The organism is Tengunoibacter tsumagoiensis, assembly GCF_003967535.1.
Taxonomy (GTDB): Bacteria; Chloroflexota; Ktedonobacteria; order Ktedonobacterales; family Ktedonobacteraceae; genus Tengunoibacter; species Tengunoibacter tsumagoiensis.
In genome coordinates this window covers 1,103,808-1,128,654 of record NZ_BIFR01000001.1, presented here as the reverse complement: position 1 = coordinate 1,128,654, position 24,847 = coordinate 1,103,808, and the positions used below count along the sequence as shown (strand labels likewise).

General features: G+C 50.2%; 22 protein-coding genes. 5 read left to right on the top strand and 17 right to left on the bottom strand.

Features of this window, described 5'->3' with window-relative positions; translation table 11 throughout:
* Nucleotides 1-64: 64 nt before the first annotated feature.
* From EL628_RS04430 to EL628_RS04405, 6 genes are all read right to left on the bottom strand, one after another.
* Nucleotides 65-961 carry a PP2C family protein-serine/threonine phosphatase gene (locus EL628_RS04430; RefSeq protein WP_126578592.1) on the bottom strand — a complete coding sequence of 299 codons (897 nt, stop codon included), beginning with the start codon at nucleotides 959-961 and terminating at the stop codon, nucleotides 65-67.
* A gap of 931 nt (nucleotides 962-1,892) precedes the next feature.
* A complete protein-coding gene (gene der / locus EL628_RS04425; protein WP_126578590.1) occupies nucleotides 1,893-3,320 on the bottom strand; it encodes a ribosome biogenesis GTPase Der in 1,428 nt (475 codons plus the stop codon).
* Nucleotides 3,321-3,715: 395 nt separating this feature from the next.
* Complete coding sequence (locus EL628_RS04420) at nucleotides 3,716-4,654, bottom strand: ribose-phosphate diphosphokinase (RefSeq protein WP_126578588.1); 939 nt, start codon at nucleotides 4,652-4,654, stop codon at nucleotides 3,716-3,718.
* Nucleotides 4,655-5,335: 681 nt separating this feature from the next.
* Nucleotides 5,336-5,836, bottom strand: a complete 501-nt coding sequence (locus EL628_RS04415) for a YggT family protein (protein WP_126578586.1) — start codon at nucleotides 5,834-5,836, stop codon at nucleotides 5,336-5,338.
* A gap of 146 nt (nucleotides 5,837-5,982) precedes the next feature.
* Nucleotides 5,983-7,710, bottom strand: a complete 1,728-nt coding sequence (locus EL628_RS04410) for a DUF2079 domain-containing protein (protein WP_126578584.1) — start codon at nucleotides 7,708-7,710, stop codon at nucleotides 5,983-5,985.
* Nucleotides 7,711-7,786: 76 nt separating this feature from the next.
* Nucleotides 7,787-8,386, bottom strand: a complete 600-nt coding sequence (locus EL628_RS04405; RefSeq protein WP_126578582.1) for a metal-dependent hydrolase — start codon at nucleotides 8,384-8,386, stop codon at nucleotides 7,787-7,789.
* 691 nt (nucleotides 8,387-9,077) lie between these two features.
* Here EL628_RS04405 and EL628_RS04400 point away from each other — a divergent pair.
* Together EL628_RS04400 and EL628_RS04395 are read left to right on the top strand one after the other, a co-directional pair.
* Nucleotides 9,078-9,539: an RNHCP domain-containing protein gene (locus EL628_RS04400; protein ID WP_126578581.1), complete on the top strand. Its 462-nt coding sequence runs from the start codon at nucleotides 9,078-9,080 to the stop codon at nucleotides 9,537-9,539.
* A gap of 307 nt (nucleotides 9,540-9,846) precedes the next feature.
* Nucleotides 9,847-10,299: a YiiD C-terminal domain-containing protein gene (locus EL628_RS04395; RefSeq protein WP_161975268.1), complete on the top strand. Its 453-nt coding sequence runs from the start codon at nucleotides 9,847-9,849 to the stop codon at nucleotides 10,297-10,299.
* 297 nt (nucleotides 10,300-10,596) lie between these two features.
* Here the strand turns inward: EL628_RS04395 and EL628_RS04390 are convergent, their stop codons facing one another.
* The 9 genes from EL628_RS04390 to EL628_RS04350 form a co-directional block, all read right to left on the bottom strand.
* Entirely contained in the window at nucleotides 10,597-11,100 is a 504-nt protein-coding gene (locus EL628_RS04390) for a GNAT family N-acetyltransferase (protein ID WP_126578577.1), read from the bottom strand.
* Between the two features lie 165 nt (nucleotides 11,101-11,265).
* Nucleotides 11,266-11,586: a Rieske (2Fe-2S) protein gene (locus EL628_RS04385; RefSeq protein ID WP_126578575.1), complete on the bottom strand. Its 321-nt coding sequence runs from the start codon at nucleotides 11,584-11,586 to the stop codon at nucleotides 11,266-11,268.
* A 27-nt stretch (nucleotides 11,587-11,613) separates the two neighbouring features.
* Nucleotides 11,614-12,912, bottom strand: a complete 1,299-nt coding sequence (gene iscB, locus EL628_RS04380; protein WP_126578573.1) for an RNA-guided endonuclease IscB — start codon at nucleotides 12,910-12,912, stop codon at nucleotides 11,614-11,616.
* Between the two features lie 263 nt (nucleotides 12,913-13,175).
* A complete protein-coding gene (locus EL628_RS04375) occupies nucleotides 13,176-13,580 on the bottom strand; it encodes an iron-sulfur cluster assembly scaffold protein (RefSeq protein ID WP_126578571.1) in 405 nt (134 codons plus the stop codon).
* Nucleotides 13,581-13,658: 78 nt separating this feature from the next.
* A complete protein-coding gene (locus EL628_RS04370; protein WP_126578569.1) occupies nucleotides 13,659-14,936 on the bottom strand; it encodes a cysteine desulfurase in 1,278 nt (425 codons plus the stop codon).
* 96 nt (nucleotides 14,937-15,032) lie between these two features.
* Entirely contained in the window at nucleotides 15,033-16,487 is a 1,455-nt protein-coding gene (gene sufD / locus EL628_RS04365) for a Fe-S cluster assembly protein SufD (RefSeq protein WP_126578567.1), read from the bottom strand.
* Nucleotides 16,480-17,304, bottom strand: coding sequence for a Fe-S cluster assembly ATPase SufC (gene sufC / locus EL628_RS04360; RefSeq protein WP_126578566.1), 825 nt, complete (start codon nucleotides 17,302-17,304; stop codon nucleotides 16,480-16,482). The genes sufD and sufC overlap by 8 nt, the downstream gene beginning before the upstream one ends.
* Nucleotides 17,305-17,363: 59 nt before the next feature.
* Nucleotides 17,364-17,879, bottom strand: coding sequence for an RrF2 family transcriptional regulator (locus EL628_RS04355; RefSeq protein WP_126578564.1), 516 nt, complete (start codon nucleotides 17,877-17,879; stop codon nucleotides 17,364-17,366).
* Nucleotides 17,880-18,021: 142 nt separating this feature from the next.
* Complete coding sequence (locus EL628_RS04350; protein WP_126578562.1) at nucleotides 18,022-18,825, bottom strand: class I SAM-dependent methyltransferase; 804 nt, start codon at nucleotides 18,823-18,825, stop codon at nucleotides 18,022-18,024.
* A 494-nt stretch (nucleotides 18,826-19,319) separates the two neighbouring features.
* Between EL628_RS04350 and EL628_RS04345 the strand changes: the two genes are divergently transcribed.
* On the top strand, nucleotides 19,320-19,733 hold the full coding sequence (locus EL628_RS04345; RefSeq protein WP_126578560.1) for a Rossmann-fold NAD(P)-binding domain-containing protein: 414 nt from the start codon (nucleotides 19,320-19,322) through the stop codon (nucleotides 19,731-19,733).
* 192 nt (nucleotides 19,734-19,925) lie between these two features.
* On the opposite strand, the gene EL628_RS04340 is transcribed toward EL628_RS04345, so the two are convergent.
* Nucleotides 19,926-21,263, bottom strand: coding sequence for an IS4 family transposase (locus EL628_RS04340; RefSeq protein WP_126578558.1), 1,338 nt, complete (start codon nucleotides 21,261-21,263; stop codon nucleotides 19,926-19,928).
* Nucleotides 21,264-22,194: 931 nt separating this feature from the next.
* Here EL628_RS04340 and EL628_RS04335 point away from each other — a divergent pair.
* Nucleotides 22,195-23,079, top strand: coding sequence for a 4-hydroxy-3-methylbut-2-enyl diphosphate reductase (locus EL628_RS04335; RefSeq protein ID WP_126581868.1), 885 nt, complete (start codon nucleotides 22,195-22,197; stop codon nucleotides 23,077-23,079).
* A gap of 12 nt (nucleotides 23,080-23,091) precedes the next feature.
* Nucleotides 23,092-24,468, top strand: a complete 1,377-nt coding sequence (locus EL628_RS04330; protein ID WP_126578555.1) for a helicase-associated domain-containing protein — start codon at nucleotides 23,092-23,094, stop codon at nucleotides 24,466-24,468.
* On the opposite strand, the gene EL628_RS04325 is transcribed toward EL628_RS04330, so the two are convergent.
* Nucleotides 24,465-24,737 carry a hypothetical protein gene (locus EL628_RS04325; protein WP_126578553.1) on the bottom strand — a complete coding sequence of 91 codons (273 nt, stop codon included), beginning with the start codon at nucleotides 24,735-24,737 and terminating at the stop codon, nucleotides 24,465-24,467. The genes EL628_RS04330 and EL628_RS04325 overlap by 4 nt on opposite strands.
* Between the last annotated feature and the right edge of the window lie 110 nt (nucleotides 24,738-24,847).

The window sequence follows — 24,847 nt, the reverse complement described above, 5'->3', positions numbered from 1 at the left end:
AAAATATCCCTTACAGTATCTATGTAGTATGCCCATGGTGTTCCATCGTATGCCTTATAAGGCGCTATAAGGCGCTCACGTGGATCACTATGGCTGTGATGTTATCTTCTCCACCGTTCTCATTCGCCTGATTAATCAGTTTATTGCAAATATCCTGTGGGCTGGCCGCTTCGCTGAGGGTCGCAATCAGATCCTGCTGGCGCACCATCTCCCATAGGCCATCAGAGCAGAGAAGCAGCCGGTCCCCTGGCTGCAAGGTCTCATGAAAGATATCAATCTCGATATTTTTATGACCTGCACCCAGCGAACGGTAGATCAGGTTGCGCTGTGGATGAGTATAGACATCCTCTGGCGCGATCTGTTTGGATTCTACCAGCCTTGCGACCAGTGAGTGATCTCTGGTCAGGGGGGCCAGGCTCTGTCCCCGTAATAGATACGTACGACTATCCCCAACGTTGGCTATATATGCCTGGTCATTCTGGACCAGCACTGACGTGACTGTACTGCCCAGACCTCGCGCTGCCGACTGCTGCTCGCCGTGGCGCACAATGGCTCTGTTCGCCTGCTGAATTGCAGCAATAAATTGATTTTCAATTGCAGAGGCCAGTGAGCTCTCGGCCAGCTTCTTTGTCTTCTGTTTAGAACTTTCGGCCAGGGGCGCCATTTTTATCGTTTCATTCGGGTCCAGGGGCTCTTTTTTGGTAATACTGGCTACATCCAACTTAATTGTTGGTTGATCATGTAAAGGCTTAAAAAAGCTATCCAGTGCCTTGCTAATATTTTCTACTGCCAGTTTGCTGGCAACCTCTCCTGCTTTGTAACCGCCCATACCATCGGCTACAATAAAGAGACCTCGGTCTCCATCGTCAGAAGATTCGACTCTTTTATAAACGCTATCTTCATTCTGTTCGCGTTGCTTACCCACATCAGTCTTGTCTGCCGCTGTAAGTTTTAGATGCATATATTACCTCACCAAAGCAGGAGTTTGCTACGTCCGTTTTATAAGATCTCAACTATGGCTCCCTCTTGCCATTCAACAGAAGGGAGGTGACAGGTACGCCCAGAGGCGGTGCGTTTGCGTGGGAACGCACAAACCCCACCACTTCTACTATCATACCTTCATACAATTAGCCCGGAAACTAACCAGCCAGGCCCTGGCTTCGCTGTGTAATCCCTGACGCCATCTCTGACTATAATAGAAAGCCTATTTCAGACATTTGCACTATCTCTTAATACCTGGATATACAAGTATAGCACGTTTATGCTGCTTGCTGCTTTGGCATACACCATGTATACGTTCCACTGTCTTCTCTAGTTGTGAATTTTGCCCTTCTCATCCGCTGTCAAGCCCTCAGGCAGCAAACAGGCAATGAATGGCTCGATGGTCGTATGGCAAAGCCAGAAAGGGGGGCGTGAAAAGGGGATCGCGATAATATGTGGCATATCATGGTTGGTGTTCGCAACTTCATTATGGGGTGGGCAATGTGGGATGAGCGATAGGGGGTGGGAGATGTGGGGATTGGTGAAAGGGTCCGCGGCCATCATGAATGATGGCCCCTACCTTCTCGTGCAATAAATTGCATCTTTTGAACGATTTTGGTGCATGAATGATAAGGAGCCCATCATTTATGAATGGTGAAATGGTCCGCGGCCATCATGAATGATGGGCCCTACCTTCTCGTGCAATAAATTGCACCTTTATATGCGATTTATCGCTCATAAACGTAGGGCCCATCATTCATGATGACCGCGGGGACCCACTCCGCCCTGTGCGCACTCTCATATGATGGGCCGTGGGTGACCCACTCTGCCCTGTGCGCACTCTCATATGATGGGCCGTGGGGGCCCACCCCGCCCTGTGCGCACCCTCATATGATGGCCGCGGTGAATGGCTAGTCTGCTTTCTTGCCTCGGGTCTCATCTTTTGAGCGTGGGCGGAACTGGATCAGGATAGCAGTTCCTCTAAAGCTAAAAGCTTCGCGCAGACGGTTCTCTAGATACCGCTCATATGAGAAATGAACCCCTTCTGTATCATTGACAAAGAAGATGAAGGTTGGAGGATTGACACGAGCCTGGGTAGCATAGTAGATCTTTAAAGGCTTATGCCGCATGGTGGTAGGATCGTGGCGTCGCGTAGCCTCTTGTACGACCTCGTTCAAACGAGCTGTAGGGACGCGCAGGAAGCGCATATCGGCTACTTTAAGGGCAGCCTCCAACAGTGGTTTGATATGGTAGCCGGTCTTGGCTGAGGTAAAGATGATCGGTGCATAGGGGATAAATTTTAAGCCCTCAGCAATAATGGCCCGATACTCATCCGCACTCTGGATCTCATCATCAGGATGGGGGAAGACTCCCTCGCGCTCAGCACGCCGCTGCTCCTGAGCCAGATCCCATTTATTGACAACTACAACCACGCCCTTGGCCTGTTTGTGAATCTCACCGGCAATATGCGTATCCTGCGCTGCCAGACCCTCGCTCGCATCGATGAGCAGAATGGCAACATCCGCACGCTCAATCGCACGCTCTGAACGCAGTACGCTATACTTTTCGACACCCACCCCCACACGGCCACGACGACGAATTCCGGCAGTATCAATCAAGCGAATACGGCGATCCTCAAATGTAATCTCTGTATCGATAGCGTCGCGGGTAGTGCCTGGCATAGCACTTACAATCGAGCGCTCTGTCCCCAGAATCGCATTTAAGAGTGAGGATTTGCCAACGTTTGGCCGGCCAACCAGCGCAATACGTGGGAGCTCTTCATCCTCTTCCTCTTCCATTTCAGAAAGAGGGGGAAGCTCTTCAACGATACGATCCAATAGATCGCCAGTCCCCACGCCCTGAATTGATGAGATAACAATGGGCTCACCCAGACCAAAGCTATAAAACTCAACTGCATCCATGCGGCGAGCGGCGTTATCTGCTTTATTAGCCGCAACGATCACTGGCTTTTTAGTACGCCGCAGCAGGTCCGCTACCTCTTCGTCAGAGGCCGTAATACCCGAACGCGCATCAACCATGAACACGATAACATCGGCCTCTTCAATCGCCAGATGAGCCTGCGACATCACATGTTCCATCAGATCGCCAGGCTGCCCCGTTAGACCAACCTGTCCCACTGGAATACCCGAACCCAGTTCCAGTCCACCAGTATCGATTAATGTAAAAACGCGTCCGTTCCAATCAGTATCCCCATACAAGCGATCGCGGGTGGTTCCCGGCATATCCTCAACAATGGCGAGCCTCTCGCCTATCATACGATTAAAAAATGTGGATTTTCCGACGTTTGGTCGGCCCACGACAGCTACTAACGGCTTCATGTATGCCCCTCCACCCTTTCCAGGTGCTCAAAAACGATTCTCGTTTGCTCAAAGTTTCTTACATGTACAAATGACGGTGGTTATTATAACATAGCAGCTCGCCGAGCAGGCCAAAATAGCCCATGATCCCATGCTGAGACGTGCATTCTATGACTCGCATGTTCTGGGAACGCTCTCTTCTGAGCCACTCTACCTGTTTGCCTTCGGCATGAGGCAGTTGTGGTAGTGTTCGCTGACTTCTAGTCGGAGTGCGGGGCACGCAAACTGGAACTGATCGATGATGCAATCGTCTGATCACATGCCGATAGACCTCAATCAAAATGCTTTGGGAGTCAACGAGTCAATTTTACAGTCTGATGATATCATATTTCTCTTCTTCTGTCTTGTTGATAGATTTACCAGAAGAGTTCTGAGACAGAGCGCCCATCGTGAATCCGGCTAATGATACCAGCGAATAGCTCTGCTACCGAGAGGACTGTCAGGTTAGGGAGCCGGCTCCGTTCGGGCGCCGGAATGGAATCTGTCACAATAATCTCTTTAATCGGAGCATTATTCAGCCGCTCAATCGCTGAGCCGGAGAGAATCGCATGGCTGGCACAGCAATAAATATCCAGTGCTCCCTGCTCATGCACAACACGAACAGCCTGCGTCAGTGAACCGGCTGTGTCAATCTCATCATCAACGATCAGTGCATTCTTTCCCTGGACATTTCCAATGATGCCCATGGCCTCGGTGACGCCGTTGTTTCCTAAGCGACGTTTCTCGACAATTGCCAGCGGTGCATTGAGCCTGTCCGCTAGTTTTCGCGCCTTCTTGGCAAAGCCTTCGTCCGCTGAGACGACGACAAAATTATCCAGACCTTTATCGGAAAAATAACGAGCCTGGATCACTTGAGCGGTTAACTCATCTACCGGAATGTTGAAGAAGCCTTGAATCTGTCCCGCATGCATATCCATCGTCAGGACACGGTCCGCCCCCGCAACGGTAATACAGTCAGCTATCAAACGAGCCGTAATAGGGACGCGTGGCTGATCCTTCTTATCGGTACGGCCATATGCATAGTAGGGGATGACGGCTGTAATACGCGCAGCAGATGCGCGTTTCAATGCATCAATGATAATCAAAAGTTCCATGATCGAACGATTAACGGGCGAGCTAAAGGGCTGCACCACAAAGACATCCTGACCACGAACGTTCTCATTAATTTTGACAAAAATATTTTCGTTACTAAACTGAAAAACATCGGCATCGCCGAGTGGAATACGTAAATGTCGACAAATGGCTGCTGCCAGCGGACGGTTGGCATTCCCACTAAAGATTCTCAAGTCGTCCAATTTGCACCTCCTGGCTCCGAAAAGTATATCACATTGCTCAGTTCCATGGTAGGTTTATAACTATCAGACGACGCTCAATCCTCTTTTTTAAATGCTCTGCACGCGCTCTGCCTCGTTTTTCCCAGGGATTTTATGCAACAGGATCATGTAGACAATCGACCAGATAATCGATGGAAGCAACAAAGATACATATCTCGAGGAGTTACAGGGGAGAGTGGGTCAACACGGTATCATATGAGGGTGCACACAGGGCGGATTGGGTCCCCACGGCCATCATAAATGATAGGCCCTACATCATATATGCGATAAATCGCTTACAAGGTGCAATTTATTGCACGAGAGGGTAGGGCCTATCATTTATGATGGCCGCGCACCATGTCGGCCATCACCAATGAAAACCCCTCCACCATTCACGCACCAAAATCACTCCAAAGGTGCAATTTATTGCACGAGAAGGTAAGGCCCATCATTCATGATGGCCGCGGACCATTTCACCACTCACAATGGCCGCACACCATGTCTGTCGGCCATTACCAATTACCTCGAAGAACGGAGCTCCTGTTTTTGTGCACAACCTGCCTCTCTCAATAAGCACACGCTATAACGCGGGCAGCAGGAGAAGGGGCATTATCTCTGTATCCTTGACAACGACCGCGGAATGAGCACAAAAACATGCTAACGCTAATTTGCAGGTTCTTCAGGAGTTGTAATGAGAATACGCAAGAAACGACGAATGGCCCAGAAGACCAGCCAGTAGATCGCCATGGCAATCAAGGTCTGCCATTCAAAGACCTGATTAGGTAGATGAATCGGCGTTGAGGCCACAATATTTTTAAATGGGAAGAGCACGATATCGGTCAACGCATAGAGAAACCCTGCAAACAGATTCGAGGGGTCCGCACCAATGAGCATCAAAAGAAAGCGAACCGTTAATGTGACTTCCATGACGACCACAAACCACTGCAAGAAATCATTCAACTTGCCGATAGCATAACGAACTGTGCGAGCCTCCTCTTGACGATTCTCTGCACTATCCGCATCGGAAATATTCTCTGTTATCTGGGGCGCTGGCACTGACTGCTGTACCACGCGTGGTGGTAAATCCTCCATACGCTCACGCTGCAAGACTGCATCCATGGACTGTGCTCGGGCTGGCTCTTCTGGATAAGGATTAGTGCGCATCCTGCCTCCCTCTCAATACAACTACGCTCGTATTCATCAACGTAGTTGATGATCATCAGTTGCATTTTAATAAATTATACCATTGTTGCTATCTACTCTGCTATGTTCTTCCGCGATCCGTTGGACTCTCGCTCCCCCTTGACTTCTCAGGAGGCCTTCTTCAAAAGAATGACTCCATCTGCCTGCGCCACCAGTTTATATTGATGAGAGCGCTGTAACTGGTTTAACACGTCCACAAAATTAGCTGAACGGTTAGTATCTTCAGGTGAGAGGGTATCGAGATCAACAATAACATACTCAACAGTATTGCTCACTCCTGGCTCGGAAGTCAAGAAGGTGATCTCCGGAAATACAGTTATATAACGACGGTCAGTGAGATGTGGATTTAAATTCCCCCCGGCAGAGACGGAGGCATCGGCTGGTATCATGGTCAGTAGCTGCTCAATCTGCTGCTCGTGAAGGCCTGGACTATGAGTGGCCCAGAATATATTTAATCGGGGCGTCAAGATTGAATAATTTAACATGGTCATTCCAACGATCCAGACAATGAGTACCACGTACATTATGGAGAGCGAACAATAACGCGCCAATTCTGCAAAGCGCAATCTCATGCTCTGCCGCCTCTCCCGCCAGAAAGGCCCTGACTCACTCAGGCGCGAAACACGCCACAATCTTTTACCAGTTCCAACCAGAACCAGCCATCCCTGCCGCCCCAACTGGACAATGATCTGAACGCCAGGAAGATGAGCTGTCTCTTTCAGCGGTTTCTGTATAGCTGGTGGACCCTCTAACGTCTCTTCTCGCCAGCCTGCCCATAGCTGTAAGAACCGACGTAATCCATGAATCGATGCAATCACAACGAATGGGACAATGGCGGCATTATAGTGATAAACACCACTATTGTAAGCAAAACCGTCTGCAAGAATATTGACCGCAAGGCTCGGCAGAATCGGCAGCAACCACTCTGGAGCCAGAAGCGCCAGAAAACCACTGCTTCTCAGCAGGCTAAAGAGATAATAGATGCGATCAAGCGTCAAAAAGATCGTAAATGGCAACCAGGGATGCAACAGAACATTGACAATCGCTGCCGAAGGTGAGCTACCAAGCGCTTCATAACGATACCAGTAGTTGCTATGCTGTGCGCCAGGGAAAAAGCGTGGAATCACAACGGTAAAGGCAATAGCAGTCCACAACAGGCCAATCAACGCCAGAATACTCCCGGTCCAGCGCATACGAAACTTCCAGATCGCTAGTATGGCCAGCAACGCTACCGCAAGCGGAATATCTTCTTTACAGGCACAGGCCAGCAGACAGGTTATGATAAACCAGACATGCTTGCGTTGCTCCATCGCCCAGACTGCATATAACAATAAGGGAGCAGCCATACTTACAGGGTGAAAGTCAAAAATGTTCAGACCCAGCAAAGCTGGAGCAAATAAATATGAGGCCGCCATCACCGGAGCCAATAATGGAAAGCTCGGCAGGTGCTTACGCGTCAGCATAAAGACGGGGAGGGCTCCCGCCATTAATGCCAGGGTCTGAAAAACAAGGAGGATCCTGGCATCACCATGAAAGATATAGAGAAGCGAAAGAGGCAGGATAATTGGCTCAACATGCGTTGCCAGACGCGTGGGCGGGCCATAATTGTCTGAGCCCTGGTTGGTAAATTGAAAAGGACGACCATGAATAGTATTCCAGAAAGCTTGATCCATATTGCCCAGGTCAAAAGCATCCGCTCGGAAGGTTGTATAACGCAGGAGAGCCTGATCGCTCATCCAGATGCTATAGACAACCATAATCGTCAGTAAGAGAAGCCAGGCAAGAAGTTGCTGAGTACGCAATGAGAGAGAGAGACGGAGGTGAAAACGTTTCATGATAGTTATGTTTCAATTCTGCATAGCGCCACTATCATCCCGTCATATTCGGATGCTGAATAGCCTGGGATGCACCTTATACAACAAGTACTGCGAGCCAGATACCAATTCCAACCACAATCATAAAGGACCAGACGATTACTCCTTCTGGCCACGTCCCTGTGCGAAAACGCATATGTGGATTTGGTGGAAAACCATAGCGCTTATGGCTCGGCCAAAAGAGGGGAACACCACCCAGCGTTAGCGAATCTGCAAAGATATGCATAATACAACCAAATAAGATGCCAAAGAAAACCAGATGTGAGCCCGCTACAAATAACGCAGGAAATTCTAACCCTCGTAGATCCATGAGATAGATTACCACCTGTTCAAGCCCTATGGCAAGCAGTGATCCAATCGCTAAACCCAGTAGACTATGGAAAAGCGTCCGGTGCCCCGCTAGATGCTGAATCTCTTTGCTGATCTTCCCAAACTTATGTCCCATCGTACTGCGAGCATTGTCAATATCGGGCAGTAATGAGCCAAAACCAACCGACCAATAATAGACGGCTTTATGAATCAGAAGGGCCAGAGGAACCGTTTTGGCCATCGTCAGCGGATCGCCAGTGAGATGAATTGCGCTATCAAGCACAATTCCTGCTGTCAAACCTACCAGGAGATGCGACTTACCTTGCATGGAATCCCTTTCCTTACAACTTACTCTCTTCTTCGGTCATGGAGAAGGCAAAAGCCATTCTCTTTGTTAATAAAACGCAATTGTCGGTTGCTGATCAAAACAGATGCGATTATCCTGCAACCATACTCTCACCTTCATGACTCATCTGCAAGCCAGGGTATTATGATCGTATGGGACCAGTCATCACCCCTCTTGACTTCTTACTACTCTGTCAGTTAAACTGATCAGGTATTGTACGTCATCTATTATATCACTAGAAGGGACTTTTTTTTGATGAACACTCCTGCAGTACGCCGCGTAGAGGTTTGTGGTCAGGCTGCTTTTTAACTTTCATTAATCGGTACTACGATCCTGTACTTACAGTGATCAGATAACGACCTCCAGATCAGACTCTTTCTGATACTGGCTTATTCTTTCTGCCAGCCTCCACCACGAACCTTCTACGCATCCCCAACTCTCTTTTCACCTAACTTTTTTGCGCCTTAAGACAACATGACCTGATTGCTTGTTTATGCTCAGGTGCCTGTCTGTCTCTTATGCTATAAGCTAGAAGGAATCCGTGTTATGGCTAAATTACCAATACGTTCGATCCTCTCCTTTGAGCCCCTGATTGACCTTCGGTCCACCCGGTTGGCCGAAGGCTCTTCAACCCCTATCAATCAACTTGCTATGAAAAAGAAGAGGATCCCCCTTGAGCAGATCACGCCATTCATTATCGCAACAGACTACTTGCGCCAGCCAGGAACGCTATCGCCGTACCCGCACCCGCCAGCACGTACATTCACGCTCGACCGAAGAGGTCTTTAAATGTAAGCAGTGCCGCCGCTTTATTGGTCCGCTGCCCGCAGGTGGCTATCATCGGAACCATTGTCCATTCTGCCTCTACTCACGGCATGTGGACCTCAGCACAGGCGACCGAGCCAGTACCTGCGGCGCAAAAATGGAGCCAATCGGCTATTTCTTGCGTCCAAAAGGCGAGTATGTCCTGATCCATCACTGCCTGGGCTGTGGCTTTGAACGCTTTAATCGCATCGCAGCCGATGATAACTTTGAGCTGGTCCAGGCGCTCCCAGAGCTCTCGGCTCGCTCCAGCCAGGAGGTCAAACTTCAACGCTGGCAACAGGCTATTGAGCAAACGGAACCAAACGATTGAATGGAGCAATTAACACAAGAGCTAGAGAAATTTCTCTAGCTCGCTTCATTTCCTATCCGTCCATTGCATCCATTATTGCCTGGAAGAAAATATACCGTAATTTCTTACCAAATTATACATTCTCTTACGTAAATATTCTCAATAGTCACTTAAACACTTCCGTAAAGGGATTCAAATGTGCTAGACTCCAGAGTGAGGCTCTTAAACAAACCCTGTCAGGGTCAATGACGGGGGCTTGTTTCGGCAAGCCTGCACCTGACCAGACTCAGTTCAGTTCGTCTGAACTCCGTTCAAAATGGAGAATATCATGCAAGAGAGCTTACACGAGTTGCAGGCCATTATATATAGGACAATTCCCATTACACGCCACATGCAATTTACGGCAGCCGACTATGGGGAAAGAGGACTCCGCCTGGCTGCCCCATTGCAAGAGAATAAAAATCTCTTTGGAACGGCTTTTGCAGGGAGCTTAAATACGCTGGTGACACTCTCTGGTTGGGGTCTACTCTGGTTTATTTTGCGCGAGTTAGGGGTCGAGGGCGATATTGTCATTCAAGATAGTCGCTGCCAATATCTGGTACCTGTATGCGAGGATTTTTCCGCTTTCTGCTCCAGACCCGGGGCGGCTCAGATTGCACGCTTTTCACAGACACTGCAACAGCGCGGCAGGGCCAGACTGGAAGTCTTTTCCGAAATACGCCAGCATGATAGTGTGGCGGTCGCTTTTCAGGGTCGCTATGTGGTGCAAACGCGCTCTTAATTTCGGGCTGAAGGGTGGGCCCATGATGGTGGCATATGTTCATTGAAGGAAGCAATCCGATATCCCCCAGGGTGCTCAGGAGGATGGAACTAGACGGATTGGCTCACCTCGGCCATCATGAATGACCACCGGGCAAGAGACCTTGAGGGAAAAGGGAAGAGAGGCATTCTTCGTTCGATGGAAAGGATGCGTCACAACGTACACCAATGGCGGGCCAGGAATGAGCAACCATCCCAACACTGCAAAGGAAAAGAGCATGATGGCTGGCCAGGTGAGCAGAAGGATCCTCTTGTCTTGTTAGTGGAACCGCATGATCATCACAAATGATTCGCTTCCTACCCGGTTGCGAGCGGTATCCACCATTTCAAAACCCATCCGCTCGTAGAGGTTTCGGGCGGGATTATTTGTCCGAACGCTTAATATCACCGCTGGATAGACCTTGCTGGCCTCTTCCAGAAGATGCTTGAGCAACTGCGTGCCTATTCCCTGTCCCAGCAGGTCTGGCAAAACAGCTATCGCGAGTTCTGGGATACCATGAGGAATCAAGGGAGACATCTTCTTTTCCTCGACAAGCAGGCGAATCCAGGCAGCCCCTAGCGGGCGCTGGTCGTGTGGGTGCAACGCAAGGACTCCCATATCGGTCTCGCGTCCCCATCCCTGAACATATTTCTGTAACCCAGGACTGGTCTTCGCTGCACCAGAGGAGGTCTCGCCATCTTCTTGCATATGAGCAGCATAATAAAGCATTTGCCAGAGAAATGGCTCGTCGTCTTGTCTCAATGGTCGAATAAGGACAGGCATATCTTTTCTCCGTCGCACGTTATTTTGTGCCTTATTCTACTTCATCTCCCTCTTCGTGGACAAGCACCTCTACTCTGAGATCACGTAAAATGTGAGGTACAAGACACTGGTTTCGTTGCATCAAGTACTACACGGATTGGCTCACCACCGCCATCATACTAGCCTTCACTCTTCCGGTGGCAGGCTGATATAGATCGACCCATTCGCAACCTTAACGGGATAGGTCATCAGATCCTGTCGTGCTGGTCCACGCAACACTTTACCGGTGCGCACATCAAACTGGGCGCGATGCCAGGGACAGGTAATCGCGCAACCTTCTAACCCACCCTCGTTAAGAGGGCCACTGATATGGGTACAGTTATCTGTAAAAGCATAGATCTGCCCCTCATAACGTGCGAGACAGATCAACTCTCCCTCAACAACTAAGGGCAAAAGCTTTCCCTCAGCGACATCCTCTTCTTGCGCAACCTGAATAAAATCTTCCATGATAATGCGGCAAAGGTACCCACCCGTTCAGGGGTGGGAGGAATTGCCGTCTCCTTTCTGTGCGTAGCGAAAACCGTCAGCACGATGAATGCAACGCAGGTACTGTGGATGCACATCAAAGGTGCCAAGGCGAAAACTGGGACGATGCCGAATGATGATGCGCCCCTCATAGGTTCCTCGATACTTCCCCTTGGGAATGATGGCTTTGACGATATCGCCTGTTTGGTAGCCGAAAGAATGCTTACAACGGGCCTTGTGCTGTTTGGGAAAACCGGTGGCATCCGTCACACACATTTGGCGACTGCCATGCCCCATCGCCTGGATGAATAACGGACGAACGTGTGTTGTGCCCAGGAGTTTAGGGGTGCTCATACCCACACAGCAGGAATCCAACCAGTGGGTTTTCTCCAAACCCCGTTGGGTCCGGTTGTACTTCGTCAGTCCGCCTGATCCACATTCGATGGGCAATCCTGTTGCTTTTAGGCGTTGATAGAGGTGCCATCTCGTCGCGTTGACGGCTGCCGCATCCTTCAAGGGGGCTTTGGCCTGAGCCTGGATCTTTTTGAGCAGGTCGGGTTTCTTTGCCAGAAAGACCGCCAGATCCTGTGTCCCCTTCGCTTTATTGCAGGCATCACACGCGAGGCACACATTACTGGCTCGGTTTGTGCCACCTTTGGCTCGCGGCACAATATGTTCCACCTGCAAAGGCACGTTCTCTTGTTGGCAGTAACTACAGCGCCGTTGCCATTTTTGCAGCAGATATTCCCTCAACTCATAGCCGTAAAGGGTGCCTTGCTGGTATTCTCTGCCTGTGATTTCCGGATGCTCCATCTTTTGCAGGTCAAACTTCACCAGTTCTTGACTGATGGCCCCAATGGGACACCACCGACGAATGCGATTCACCCAGGTTATCACGTTATGGATGCGACTCTCAATGGAGGGAGCCAGCCAGCCCTCTTTCTTCCGTCGATTGGCCCATCGCGCCGGTCTATATCGCGTTTTGCGTTGGCGACGAGAACGACGAACGCCTCGACGATCATCCAGACGCTTTTTGATGACCTGTCCACGATGGTGGACTTCCGCAGCAAACACCACCTGACCCGTTGTATCATTCACGACGGCGATCCCAGTGGTCTTTGACCCAGGATCGATTTTCAGGCGCAAGAGCTGCCCTGGTTCGTCCGTGTGTTCCGTTTTCAGGAGAATGGTGAACGGATAACGGCGCAGGATTGCTGCCTTTTTCTGTTTGAGCAACCACCGCGCCCGACCAGGATGGACCGGATCAAGCGGTGTGCGGTTGGCATCGACGACAAACACACATGACATGGGATCTCCTAACTCCTTTCGGAGCCTCGCATTGCTGCGGTCAGGTGTGCCTCGACAAAGCTCAAGAGGGTTTCTGATGACCTGGGCACCGACGATACCCGACCGTCTTTTAACCCAGATCCGTAGAGCGTGGGGCTGGCACGACGCACCCCACGGTACCTATGTGCATTCCTCCTGAGCGGAGCCTCGAAAGACTCAGTCTGGTCACTGTCAGGCTTGCTCAGCACAAGCCTCCGCGTTTACGCGGGGGTCAGTGACTGAGGCTACTCTTCTTCTTCTTCCTCAGATGCAGGATGTTCATGGCCCGCCATAGCTAACGCCCGATGTAAGACACGCAGCGAGAGAAACGCGCACTTCGTTCGCGCAGGACTGATCGGAATCCCCAGTACCTCTAACACATCATTCTTGCCCAGCGCGATCACATCTTTAATCGGTCTCCCCTCAATCATTTCAGAGAGCATTGAAGCTGTTGCCTGGCTGATAGCACAACCGCGACCCTGAAAACGAACTTGCGAGACCTGATCACCCTCAAATTCAAGATCAATAGCCAGCTGGTCCCCACAGAGAGGATTGGAATCCTCACAGTGCACATCGGGATGCTCGAGCTTGCCAAAATTACGGGGATCTCGATAATGATCCAGAATATATTCGCGATAATCCATTGACATAAAACGGCCTCACATTGATAGCACCTTCAATCAGCCAGTTTACCTCTGATTGGAGATACAGGCTATTGAAAAGTCCTCTTAAAGGCGGAAAATCTCCTGCGCCTTTAACAATCCTTGAATCAGTATATCAATCTCTTCTTTTAAAGTATAGACATAGAAGCTTGCACGAGCCGTCGCAGGCAGATCATAGCGATCCATCAAAGGCTGTGCACAATGATGACCGGCACGAATGGCCACGCCTACCTGTTGATCCAGAATCGAGGCAAGATCATGAGGATGAATCTCAGCCATAGTGAATGAGATGACCCCACCACGCAATGCGGCCTCAGGTCCATAGACCTTCAGGCCAGGCACCTCTTGCAGACGCTCCAATGCATAACGGGTAATCTCTTCTTCATACTGATGCACATGGTCCATTCCCAGAGTGTTGAGATAGTCGACAGCCGCACCAAAACCAATAGCCTCGGCAATGGCAGGCGTCCCGGCTTCAAACTTCCAGGGGAGATCATTCCAGGTCGACTCACGTAACTTGACGCTGCGAATCATATCGCCACCACCCATAAATGGAGGCATGGCCTCTAACAGCGTCCGTCTGCCATAGAGAGCTCCGATCCCGGTTGGTCCCAGCATCTTATGCGCACTGAAGCAGAGAAAATCAACATCCAATGCCTGAACATCTATGGGCAGATGGGGCACACTCTGGGCAGCATCCAATACGACAACGGCCCCTACAGCATGCGCCTGAGCGATCATCTCCTGTGCGGGATTAATCGTTCCCAACACATTCGACATCTGCGTAAACGCCACTAACCGGGGCTGACGCTGCAAAAGCTGCTCATAGATATCCAATTGCAACAGTCCATCATCAGTTACAGGAATAAATTCTAATTGAGCACCTGTACGCTGCGCTAAAAGCTGCCAGGGCACAAGATTACTATGGTGCTCCATCTCCGTAAGAATAATCAGATCACCCGCCTTGATGTTTGCCTGGCCCCAGGTATAGGCCACGAGATTAATACTCTCTGACGTATTCCGTGTAAAGATAACCTGTTTACTCTGACGAGCATTGATAAAACGGGCCAGTTTAAGGCGTGCCTTCTCCATGGCGGCGGTGGCCTCTTCACTGATACTATAGACGCCACGATGCACATTGGCATGGTAGTTTTGATAGTAGAAGCTCATGGCATCAATCACAGAGGAGGGCTTCTGCGAACTGGCGGTGCTATCGAGGTAGACGAGCGGTTTCCCATGAACGGTGGCTGTAAGAATGGGGAAGTCTGCGCGCACATCCTGAATGGATTGTCCATTCAGATATGTTGTAAATGGAGCTGGGGTAACTTCTTTAGATGTAACCATGTGTATCCCCGATCGCTAGTCTGTCGGAGGGCTCTTCCTCCCCCCGACAACATAAAGGAGACCCTTATGGATAGTCCTCGGAGTCTCCCCTCTGTATTAGTACTCCGACAGTTGAATCTCTTCATCCTTGAGATTACCATCGAGATGAATCGCCCCTTCATCAACGCCTTCGATCTCCCAGCGCTCCTGAGCATCCACCCAGGTGTCGGCCTCGGTCTCGTAAGCGCCACTCATCCGACGGACGATGCTTCGACGCAGGCGAATACGCAGGTTCTCTAATGGAATGCGCTGAAGAACCGGCTCAAAGAAGCCCTGTACAATGATCCGTTCGGCCTCTGGGCGAGAAATACCACGAACCATCAGATAGAAGAGCTGATCTTCGTCAATCTGACCACTGGTCGCGCCATGGCTCGCACTCACTTCATTGGCTGCAATCTCCAGGCCTGGAATAAACTCACCGCGAGCTGTCCTGCTCAAGAGCAATCCATGAGCCGAGAGGAACGATGCCGTCTGCTGAGCCTTGGGATGGATACGGATCATGCCATCAAACTCTACCCGCGATGTGTCGGTCAAAACGCCCTTCACCAGCGTTTCGGCGTTGGTTGAAACAGCGTCATGATCCGAGAGCGAGCTGATGGAGAAGCGCTGATCCTGATCGGTAAAGAAGACGCCAACCAATTCGGCAGCACTTCCATTCCCTTTAATACCAGCACCAATCGTCTCCAGGGTCACATGCGATCCCAGATCTGCCATGACAAACGTGACGCTCGCATCCTTGTCGTAGAGAGCATTCTTATCAGTGATATTCCAGACATTACGGCCCAGATCCTGTAGATTGCTAAACTCAACGCGAGCCTCGCGCTTCGCAAAGATCTCTACAATATCGCTTAAGAGCGCAACCTCTTCGTGGGTAGCCGCTGAATTATATTCCTGCACCAGACGAACGCTGCTCTGCTCTTCCGCAATCACCAGTGTATGAGAGAATGAAGCGGCATGGCCTTTATCCAGCCAGACCTGCAAGAGGATCGGTGCCTCAATCTCAATACCTTTGGGAACATAGAGGAAGAAGCCACCTGTCCAGAATGCGGCATGTAAGGCGGTATATTTGCTTGTTGCAGTTGGAATACACTTCGTCATAAAGTATTGCTGCACCAGCTCAGGATGCTCGCGAACAGCGGTCTCCAGATCAGTGAGCACGACCCCCTGCGCCACCAGCTCAGGATGCAGCTCGGTATGCACAACAGTCGAGTTCAACTGTACAATCAGGCCCGAGCGCTCATCAACCAGCGACTCCTGCAACGACTGCTCCACAGCCTCAGGTAAGCTCTCACCCTGAGTAGCAGGAGTAAAGGGAGTCAATTCCTGAAACTTAAAGTTCGAGACCGTCCGCCGCGTACCCAGATCACCACGGCGTCCAAGAGGGGCCGGCGTCTGCTCATAGGTCTCCCACGCTTGCAAGCGCAACTGGAGCATCCACTCAGGCTCGCCCTTCTGACGCGACAGTTCTTCTACCGCGGCACGTGTAAAACCGGGGGCTAAAGCCTTAAGCATCTGCGGTCACCTCGTTTTCTGCATCGGAGGGTTTGAGCCACTCATAGCCCTTCTCTTCAAGCTCAAGGGCCAGTTCTTTTCCACCAGATTTGATGATACGACCATTGAACATTACATGCACATAGTCTGGTGTGATGTAGTTCAACATACGCTGATAGTGGGTGATCAGCAGAATGCCCAGGTTCGGGCCACTCAACGCATTGACGCTCTCAGAGACGATACGGAGGGCATCAATATCCAGACCTGAGTCGGTCTCGTCCATTAAAGCAATCTCTGGCTCTAACAGGGCCATCTGGAGAATCTCTGCGCGCTTCTTCTCACCACCAGAGAAACCATCGTTAATCGAACGGTTGATGAAGCTGTTATCAACTTTCAGCAACTGCATCTTTGCCTGAAGCAGCTTGCGGAACTCGCCAGGAGGAACCGTTTTGCGCTTGCCAATCTTACCAGTAGGGTTCTCACCCTCTTCTAGAGGCTTGTTGCCTTCGCGAACGGCCTCAAGAGAACGGCGCAAGAAATTGGCTACGCTCACACCAGGGATCGACATTGGATACTGGAAGGCCAGGAAGAGGCGCATGCGAGCGCGCCGATCGGGCGAATATTCCAGAATGTTCTCACCCTTAAACCAGATCTCACCATCGGTGACTTCATACTTTGGATTCCCCATCACGACGTTTGCAAGCGTGCTCTTACCAGAGCCATTGGGGCCCATCAACGCATGCACTTCGCCCTGGTTCACCACAAGATCAACACCGCGCAAAATTGGCTTACCTTCAATATTCGCATGAAGGTTCTTAATTACTAATTGAGATGTCATAAACCCAAAAACACCTTCCTTTTATGGTCAGAGACGACAGATCAGCAGGAGAGACGAGCTTATTCGTGATTCTCCATCAGACAGTAGTCTCTGGCGTTCGTCCCAATTTGAATGTCTGAGAGCGCAATAAACTGTGGAGCGATGCTCTGTCCAACGGAAACGGCTGTCAGTTCAGCCAGCGTCATAGCATCGAGCGTCTGCGCAACTGCATCACGGACCTTAGCCCATAAATACTTGGTCTTGCAGGAGTCCAGAAAATTACAGACCTGAGTCATCTCGCCTTCGGTAGCACAGATCATAGGAGCAATTGGCCCTTCAAGGACGCGCACAATCTCTCCCATAGTGATCTCCTCTGGCTTACGGCTCAATTTATACCCCCCATGAGCCCCCCGAGTACTGGCGACAAGCGGCGGATCACACTCACGCAACAACTTGACCAGCTGCTCCAGATAGGCCAGTGGCAGGGTCTCGGCCTGAGAAATATCAGTGAGCGAGCGGGGTCGGCCACCATAATGACGCGCTAGATCCACCATTATACGTACACCATACTCGCCTTTTGTGGATACTCGTAACATCGCGGCCTCTCCCTTTTCTTTCAATATCCGGTGCTCTCTGTTATCGCAGCGGTTCGCTATTTATTCCGACCTATTCACTAGGATATATTCTAGCATCAGACATAGGAGAGCGTCAACTCCATACACTCTGGCCCGGCTGGCTTTATTTTTTACGGCCAATGACGATCTGGCGTGTCCCTTTGCCCAGAGGTTTCCAATCATAACTGCCATAAATGGCATCAATCTGTAGACCCGCTGATAAGAAGAGGATCTGTAGCTCGCGTGGAAAAAAGACGTGCATGTCCAGCCGCGTCAGGTAGCGCTCGTTATCACCATTTTCAAAAAATTTCTCGTGCGTCCAGGTGATATGCTGTAATTGTTCAATCGGGTCGAATTTCCTGGTGGTGTACATTAACATGGTGAAATCTTCAGATGCAATCTCATCTTCTAAATAAACAGTTGATGGTCGGTTGAGAGCGTTACTGAGATAATCGATATCGGGCAGGAAGGTATCAACTACAAAGGTACCACCTGAAGCGAGATGATCATAGACGCAACGGAAGGCTCCAAACTGCTGCTCTAACTCGTACAGGTGGGCGATAGAGTTAAATGGGAGAAAGATGAGATCAAATTGGCCTTTGCGGGGCAGATGAAAATCGGTCATATCTCCTTCATGGAGAGAGACGCGTTGCTGAATAGCTGGCTCCAACGCTTCAACTCGCCGACAGTAGGCCTTTAACATATCTGGTTCAATATCCAGCCCATCCATAGTAAATGTTTGCTCACCAGGCATTTTCAGGAGATCCAGGCCAATGCGACCACTCCCACAAGCCAGCTCTAAAATATGCTCTGGCGCAAAACGCTGCACCAGTTCACGCCAGAAAGGCAGGTCTAGCTCCGACTGACTCTGATACTCTAGATCATAGTCGCTGACCCGCTCGTAATATTCACCCATCGCATAGGGCATGATTTGATAACCTCTTTACATCAAATGCTAACGACATTAGCATGCAAACTACCATTCTTCACTTGTGGAATCTACTCGTACATATTACTAGCTGATGAAGGCGATGAACCAGTCTAAGGGGACAAACGCATGATCAGATGTGAAGTTGAATAGAGCAGAACCTGGAAGAAAAAAGCACAATACAGGATACAGCATAACAGCGGGAATGATTTAGCCAACTCAAACGTTATAATTATCAATTGGCATGAGACAGTACAGCATTTCCACTACAGCAGTAGCGTAGCATAAAGGCTGAGCTTCCTGCAAGAGAGTGGTGCCGGAGACCTATCGTCTGATTGAGATACCACCTGAGAGGAATACAACCCTCTCGCGATGAATGCGTAGAAAAAAATAAGGCGTGCACCTGATGACAGCTTAGAGACATTGCTATAGTATGTAGAGAGTGACAGTAGGAGCAGACATGGTTGTATTGCAAAGGCAGAGGAGACAGGTCAATGTATGAGATAGCGCCTGAGGTAGTAGCAATTGCAGAGGCTTGCCTTGGTGGATTACAGGGTCGTTCTGCCCTTTTGTTAGGGCCTGCTGAACAATTTACTGCGTATACACAACTTTTACACCGGGCCAGGATGAAATATATCTACCAGGAAGCCAGTACTGAGCGTCTCCCACATCTGCTACCAAACGTTCAATTGGTGCTTAGCAGGCCCGATTACAATGGTCAGACACCACTTTTGACCGCAGCGACGATTGCTAAAGGCTGCGAAGGTCGTCATTCGCCCCTACTGATCTTTGATCTGGCTCCTACCACCTCAGTGGAAGAGCTGGCAGGTCTGTTGCCAACGGTGTGTCTCTATACACCCGAAGATCTACGCTCAATTCTGACCAAGGTCGCGCAAAAAGCATCGTAAATAGAGCTTAAAACAGCTTCATATCTGAAGATTTGAAGATTTGTAACATCATAGTCGCCTGTCTCCCTCATGAATCGTCCCATTTCGCCATGCCAGCCCCTCCATAACATCATTGCGAATTGGGCTATAGAGGGGCTCACACAGCGGAGGGGGACCTGAGGAAAGAGACAAGCGGCACTGACTCCAACTAATTCAAGACTCTTGTTTCTTTTTGCGGGGAAAATTGCCAGCAGCCTTATGGGCATAGCGCGATTTGCGTTCCCGTGGAAGATCGTCGGGAGGATCACACAGCTCTTCCACGGGAACGTGAAAGAGCTCACGGCGGCTGCGCGTGCTTGGACGAATCATCTTCATGGCGCGACCCTGGGACAGGATGACTTCAATGGGATCGTACCCCTCTGCAAGCCATCGTGGAACATGACGAACCAGGAGTTCAAGCGACACATCAAACACATCAATATCCGCTTTGTCCGCAATATGCATCTGATATGCGTGAAAGAATTGCGCCAGGAGGGCCGTGGCCCAGATTTGAACCTGGATCACCTCCCATTTCGCGCTCCAGAGCCATTTGAGCCCCAAATAGTCTTTGAGCAGACGAAAGGCACATTCGATGTCCCAGCGGCGATCGTAGAGCCTGGCAATCTGTGCAACAGAGAGTTGACGAGCATCAGTGACATTGGTGAGATACTCATACCATTGACCTCGATACCAATAGCGCACCAATCGAGCGGTGTATCTTGCTTGATCTGCACGAAAGGCTCCGACCTGAACGAGGGCATCGACGATGCCATTGCGATCAGAGATGACGTGCAGAACCTTGTAACTCATGTTTTTCTTGACTCGTCCAATCCACCAGAGGCGGCGGGTCGTCAATTCATCAAACCACTCAAATCCATTGTAGCCCCGATCGAAGAGGATGAGGGCTCCTGCGGGAATGCCACTGATGAGATCAAAAGCGGCACGTCGGCAATCGGCCACGGTATTGAACACATCGATTCGTTTCCATTGCTGCCGACGGACATCGAAGAGCGCCCCAATGCGGCCAGCTAGCAAGCGCCGGTCGCCGATGGGGACCTGTCGCAACTCCGCAATCCAGCGTTTTCTGGGATCCAGGGTACTTTCATCGAGGGCAAAGACGTCCGTGGCAAACGGAGCCAGGCTGAGATCGGTGCGAAGGTTCATCCGTTCACACAGCCAGGCACTCATCTGCTCAAAAAAGGCGCGAAAATGTGCATGGGTGTTCTGCGCCAACCGTTTGTAGATCGCCTGGTCGGAGACGCGGACCGGGGGCAAAGTTCCCACGCCGGAAAAGCTGAGGAGTCGCCAGAGGTCCAATTGGGAATTCCAGCCACGTAGCATGCAGATCAAGATACCAAGGAAGAGAAAGCAGGAAGAAAGGCGTTGTGGACGACCACGCCTCTTTCCCGGCACCACGAGATCTCGACTCGCCTCGATCAACAAGGTTTCCAGGGCCTGGGTGGGCTCTGACGACTTGACAAGCTCACGACCAGATGGGGTATCATAGATCATAAGAAGGATGTCCTTTTGATGTGAAATGTTTATTCGGATTGTCCTTCTTTTTTTCGTTTTTGGCAACGGCTCTAGGACACATGGGCAGCTTCCTCTGACCCGTGATCACGCACGAAGGATTGGCTTCCCAGGCCTCTCCGTGAATTAGTTGGAGTCAGTGAGACAAGCGGCTTTCCCTACTTGACATTGTTTAATGTGCGGAATAATGTATTTTTGACAAAAATATACAAGCCAAGTAGGGAGGGTCGCTTGTCTCCCTCCTAAATTTCCCATTTCGCCATGCCAGCCCCACCATAGCCTCTGTTCCCGTTGAACCATGGAGGGGCTCACACAGCGGAGTGGGAGCCGAGGAAAGAGACAAGCAGCTTTCCCTACTTGACATTCATGACAAATGTTTTCGTGTGTAACAACACAGTAGGGAGGGTCGCTTGTCTCCCTCCTAAATTTCCCATTCCGCCATGCCAGCCCCTACATAACATCATTGCAAGTTGAGCTATAGAGGGGCTCACACAGCGGAGTGGGAGCCGAGGAAAGAGACAAGCAGCTTTCCCTACTTGACATTCATGACAAATGTTTTCGTGTGTAACAACACAGTAGGGAGGGTCGCTTGTCTCCCTCCTAAATTTCCCATTCCGCCATGCCAGCCCCTACATAACATCATTGCAAGTTGAGCTATAGAGGGGCTCACACAGCGGAGGGGGAACCGAGGAAAGAGACAAGCAGCTTTCCCTACTTGACATTCATAATATGCTTTTTTCATGTAAAGTTGGCAAAAGCAGCGGAGCATCTCCCTCCTCATCGTGGGCCGTGGGACTACCGCCAGATTTGAACCCATCTTGCCCAACGTTGTATACTCTTTAATATGAGCACGTAAAAGTCATTTGACCAGAGCCTGAACCAGGAATAGTTCGAACATCCGAAAAGGGAAATGATGGAAGTCATAAAAATATCGCCTCGTGGCTATTGCTATGGTGTTGTTGACGCCTTAACAATTGCCCGCAATGCGGCCAAAGATGCAACTCTACCGCGCCCTATCTACATTATTGGCCAGATCATCCATAATCGCCACGCCATCGATGAGCTCAGTGAGAAAGGCGTCATCACACTTGATGGACCCAATCGTGCAGAGATTCTGGCTCAAGTTGAGGCTGGCACCGTTATTTTTACAGCCCACGGCGTCTCTCCTGAAGTCAAGAAACAGGCGCAAGAACGTGGTCTCCATTGCATCGATGCCACATGCCCTGATGTCACAAAAACGCATGATCTCGTCATTGACCTGGTGGAAAAGGGCTACTATATTATTTATGTGGGCAAAAAAGGTCATCCTGAGCCTGAAGGCGTCATGGGTGAGATCCCTGGACATGTAAGCCTGGTTGAGACCGAGGCCGATGTGGATGCCCTGATGCTCACCCCCGAACAAGAGCAGAAGATCGCCGTCTCTACCCAGACCACCCTCTCCCAATGGGATACACGCCGGGTAATCGTTTATATTAAAGAACGCTATCCTCAGGCAGAGGTTCATATTGATATCTGTGCAGCTACACAGACACGCCAGGAGGCCGTCGCCGAACAGGCACGCGGCGCTGATCTGACCGTCGTCGTGGGTGATCCTCGCAGTAATAATACCAATCGATTAGTACAGGTCTCAGAAGAGAAGGCTGGCGTGCCCGCCGTCCGAATCGAAGACCTCTCCCAATTACAGACTGAATGGCTCAAAGGCAAACGAAAAATAGCTGTTACCGCCGGTGCATCAACTCCCAGTCAATTGACCCGTGAGGTAATTCGCTATTTAGAGAACTATACACCTGAGGAGTAGAGGAAAGTGGGGATGATTGCACCACAGGTACAGCTACCACTACAGATAGCTCCAAATGAGCAGGCGATGATCTTCGATGTCGCGTTTATCATCAATGCCGTCTATCAACAGACGATTGAGCCTACTCAAGCTGGACGTGTGCCCAAGCGCATTGCGAACAAACTTCGTTCGCGGCTCAAAGGGATTGCGCGCTTTGATTATACGGGCAATGATGATTATCTCGACATGATCTGTGCGGTTATGGATGATCTCAAACTCATCCAACTGGTGCAGCCCCCCTTTGAAGGTATGAAGGCTCATGTTGCGCCCAGCTCGTTTATACCAACCTGGAGCGCTATGGATGTCATACAACAGACCCAGCTCCTGCTCAAAGAGTGGCTCAGCAGTCATCATTGGATCGATGTCGTTGGTTTCAACTATAAACACGGAGAGACGTGGAATTACACAAATGCTGAGACACGCTTTCTGTATTTTAATCTCGATTATCGCCTTGGCCGCCAGACGCTGCTTAAGCAGATCAAACAGTGCCAGCCAGAACAATGGTATAGCATTCCTGAGCTCATCAAAAAGATCTGGCAAGAGGCTCCCCTGGGTCTGCGCCATGCTTACTCTACGAAAATGAGCAGCAAAGAGCCAGTTGATTTTGGAACCTGGGTACAGATTGATGGTGAGTGCTATACTGGAATGATAGCCTCCACTTTATTTGATCTGGGCATTGTACTCCTGGGCTTTGATGCAGAGCCTTCGCTGGGCAATAATCCTTCGGCGTTTCAGCTCACTTCCCTGGGGGCCTCTGTACTGGCTATCGAAGAGAATCAGAGCCTGAATACCGCGTTCACAGCAGACGAGAAGGAACAACCCCCATCATTGATTGTTCAACCTAACTTTGAAATTCTCCTCTTACAGCTTGACCTCCCGACGATCTATCGTCTCCTCCCTTTCACACAGATCAATCACCTTGGCATGGCCAGTAGCTTCAAACTAACGGGGGAAGCCCTCTTACGTGGTATGCGCTCGCAACTAACATTGAAGCAGATTCTAGAGACGCTTCAGGAGCTAAGCGCCAGAGAGCTGCCTCAAAATGTCGTTTACACCCTCCAGGATTGGGCTAAACAATATAAAGAGGCTCGTTTAAGCCAGGTTCTACTGATCGAGGTTCCCACTGAAACGATTGCGCAACAACTCTGCACAAACGAGAAACTTCTCCAATACGGAATACGCCAGATTACCCCTTGCCAGCTCGCAGTTTCCGCTGATGCAGACCTTAATGATCTAAAAAAAATCATCGAGAAGTGCAATATCAACATCCACTTCACTGGCAATGTCCAGACAACGCGCGAGAACAATAGCTATAACCAGCTGATAGCGAAAAGGCCCGACTACCGCTAACAGGGCCGAAGAGCACAATGATCTGTCTGGAATAGTTGGTGGGCCTGCTCGCTCAGACCCAGAGTACGCAGGCTTACATACTGCTGAAAAATCGCATTTCGCAGCAGAACACGCTCAAATTCTCTCTCTTGCGAGCCATCCTGAAGCTCCAATTTGCGCAACTTCAATAGAAAGAAAGCCATGCGTACTAATTCAAAGCGGCCAATCTGCTCCTGAGTAACACAATGGGCCACCCACGGTAGCACAGAGATCATCAGTAACTCTTGCATAATCACTCCAGACCATCTGTTGATAAAGGTTCAGCACCTCTCTTTATCGACCTGCATCACCGCCCCAGAATAGAGACCAAAGTCTCACAATCCCTCCTGCTAAGTCAGGC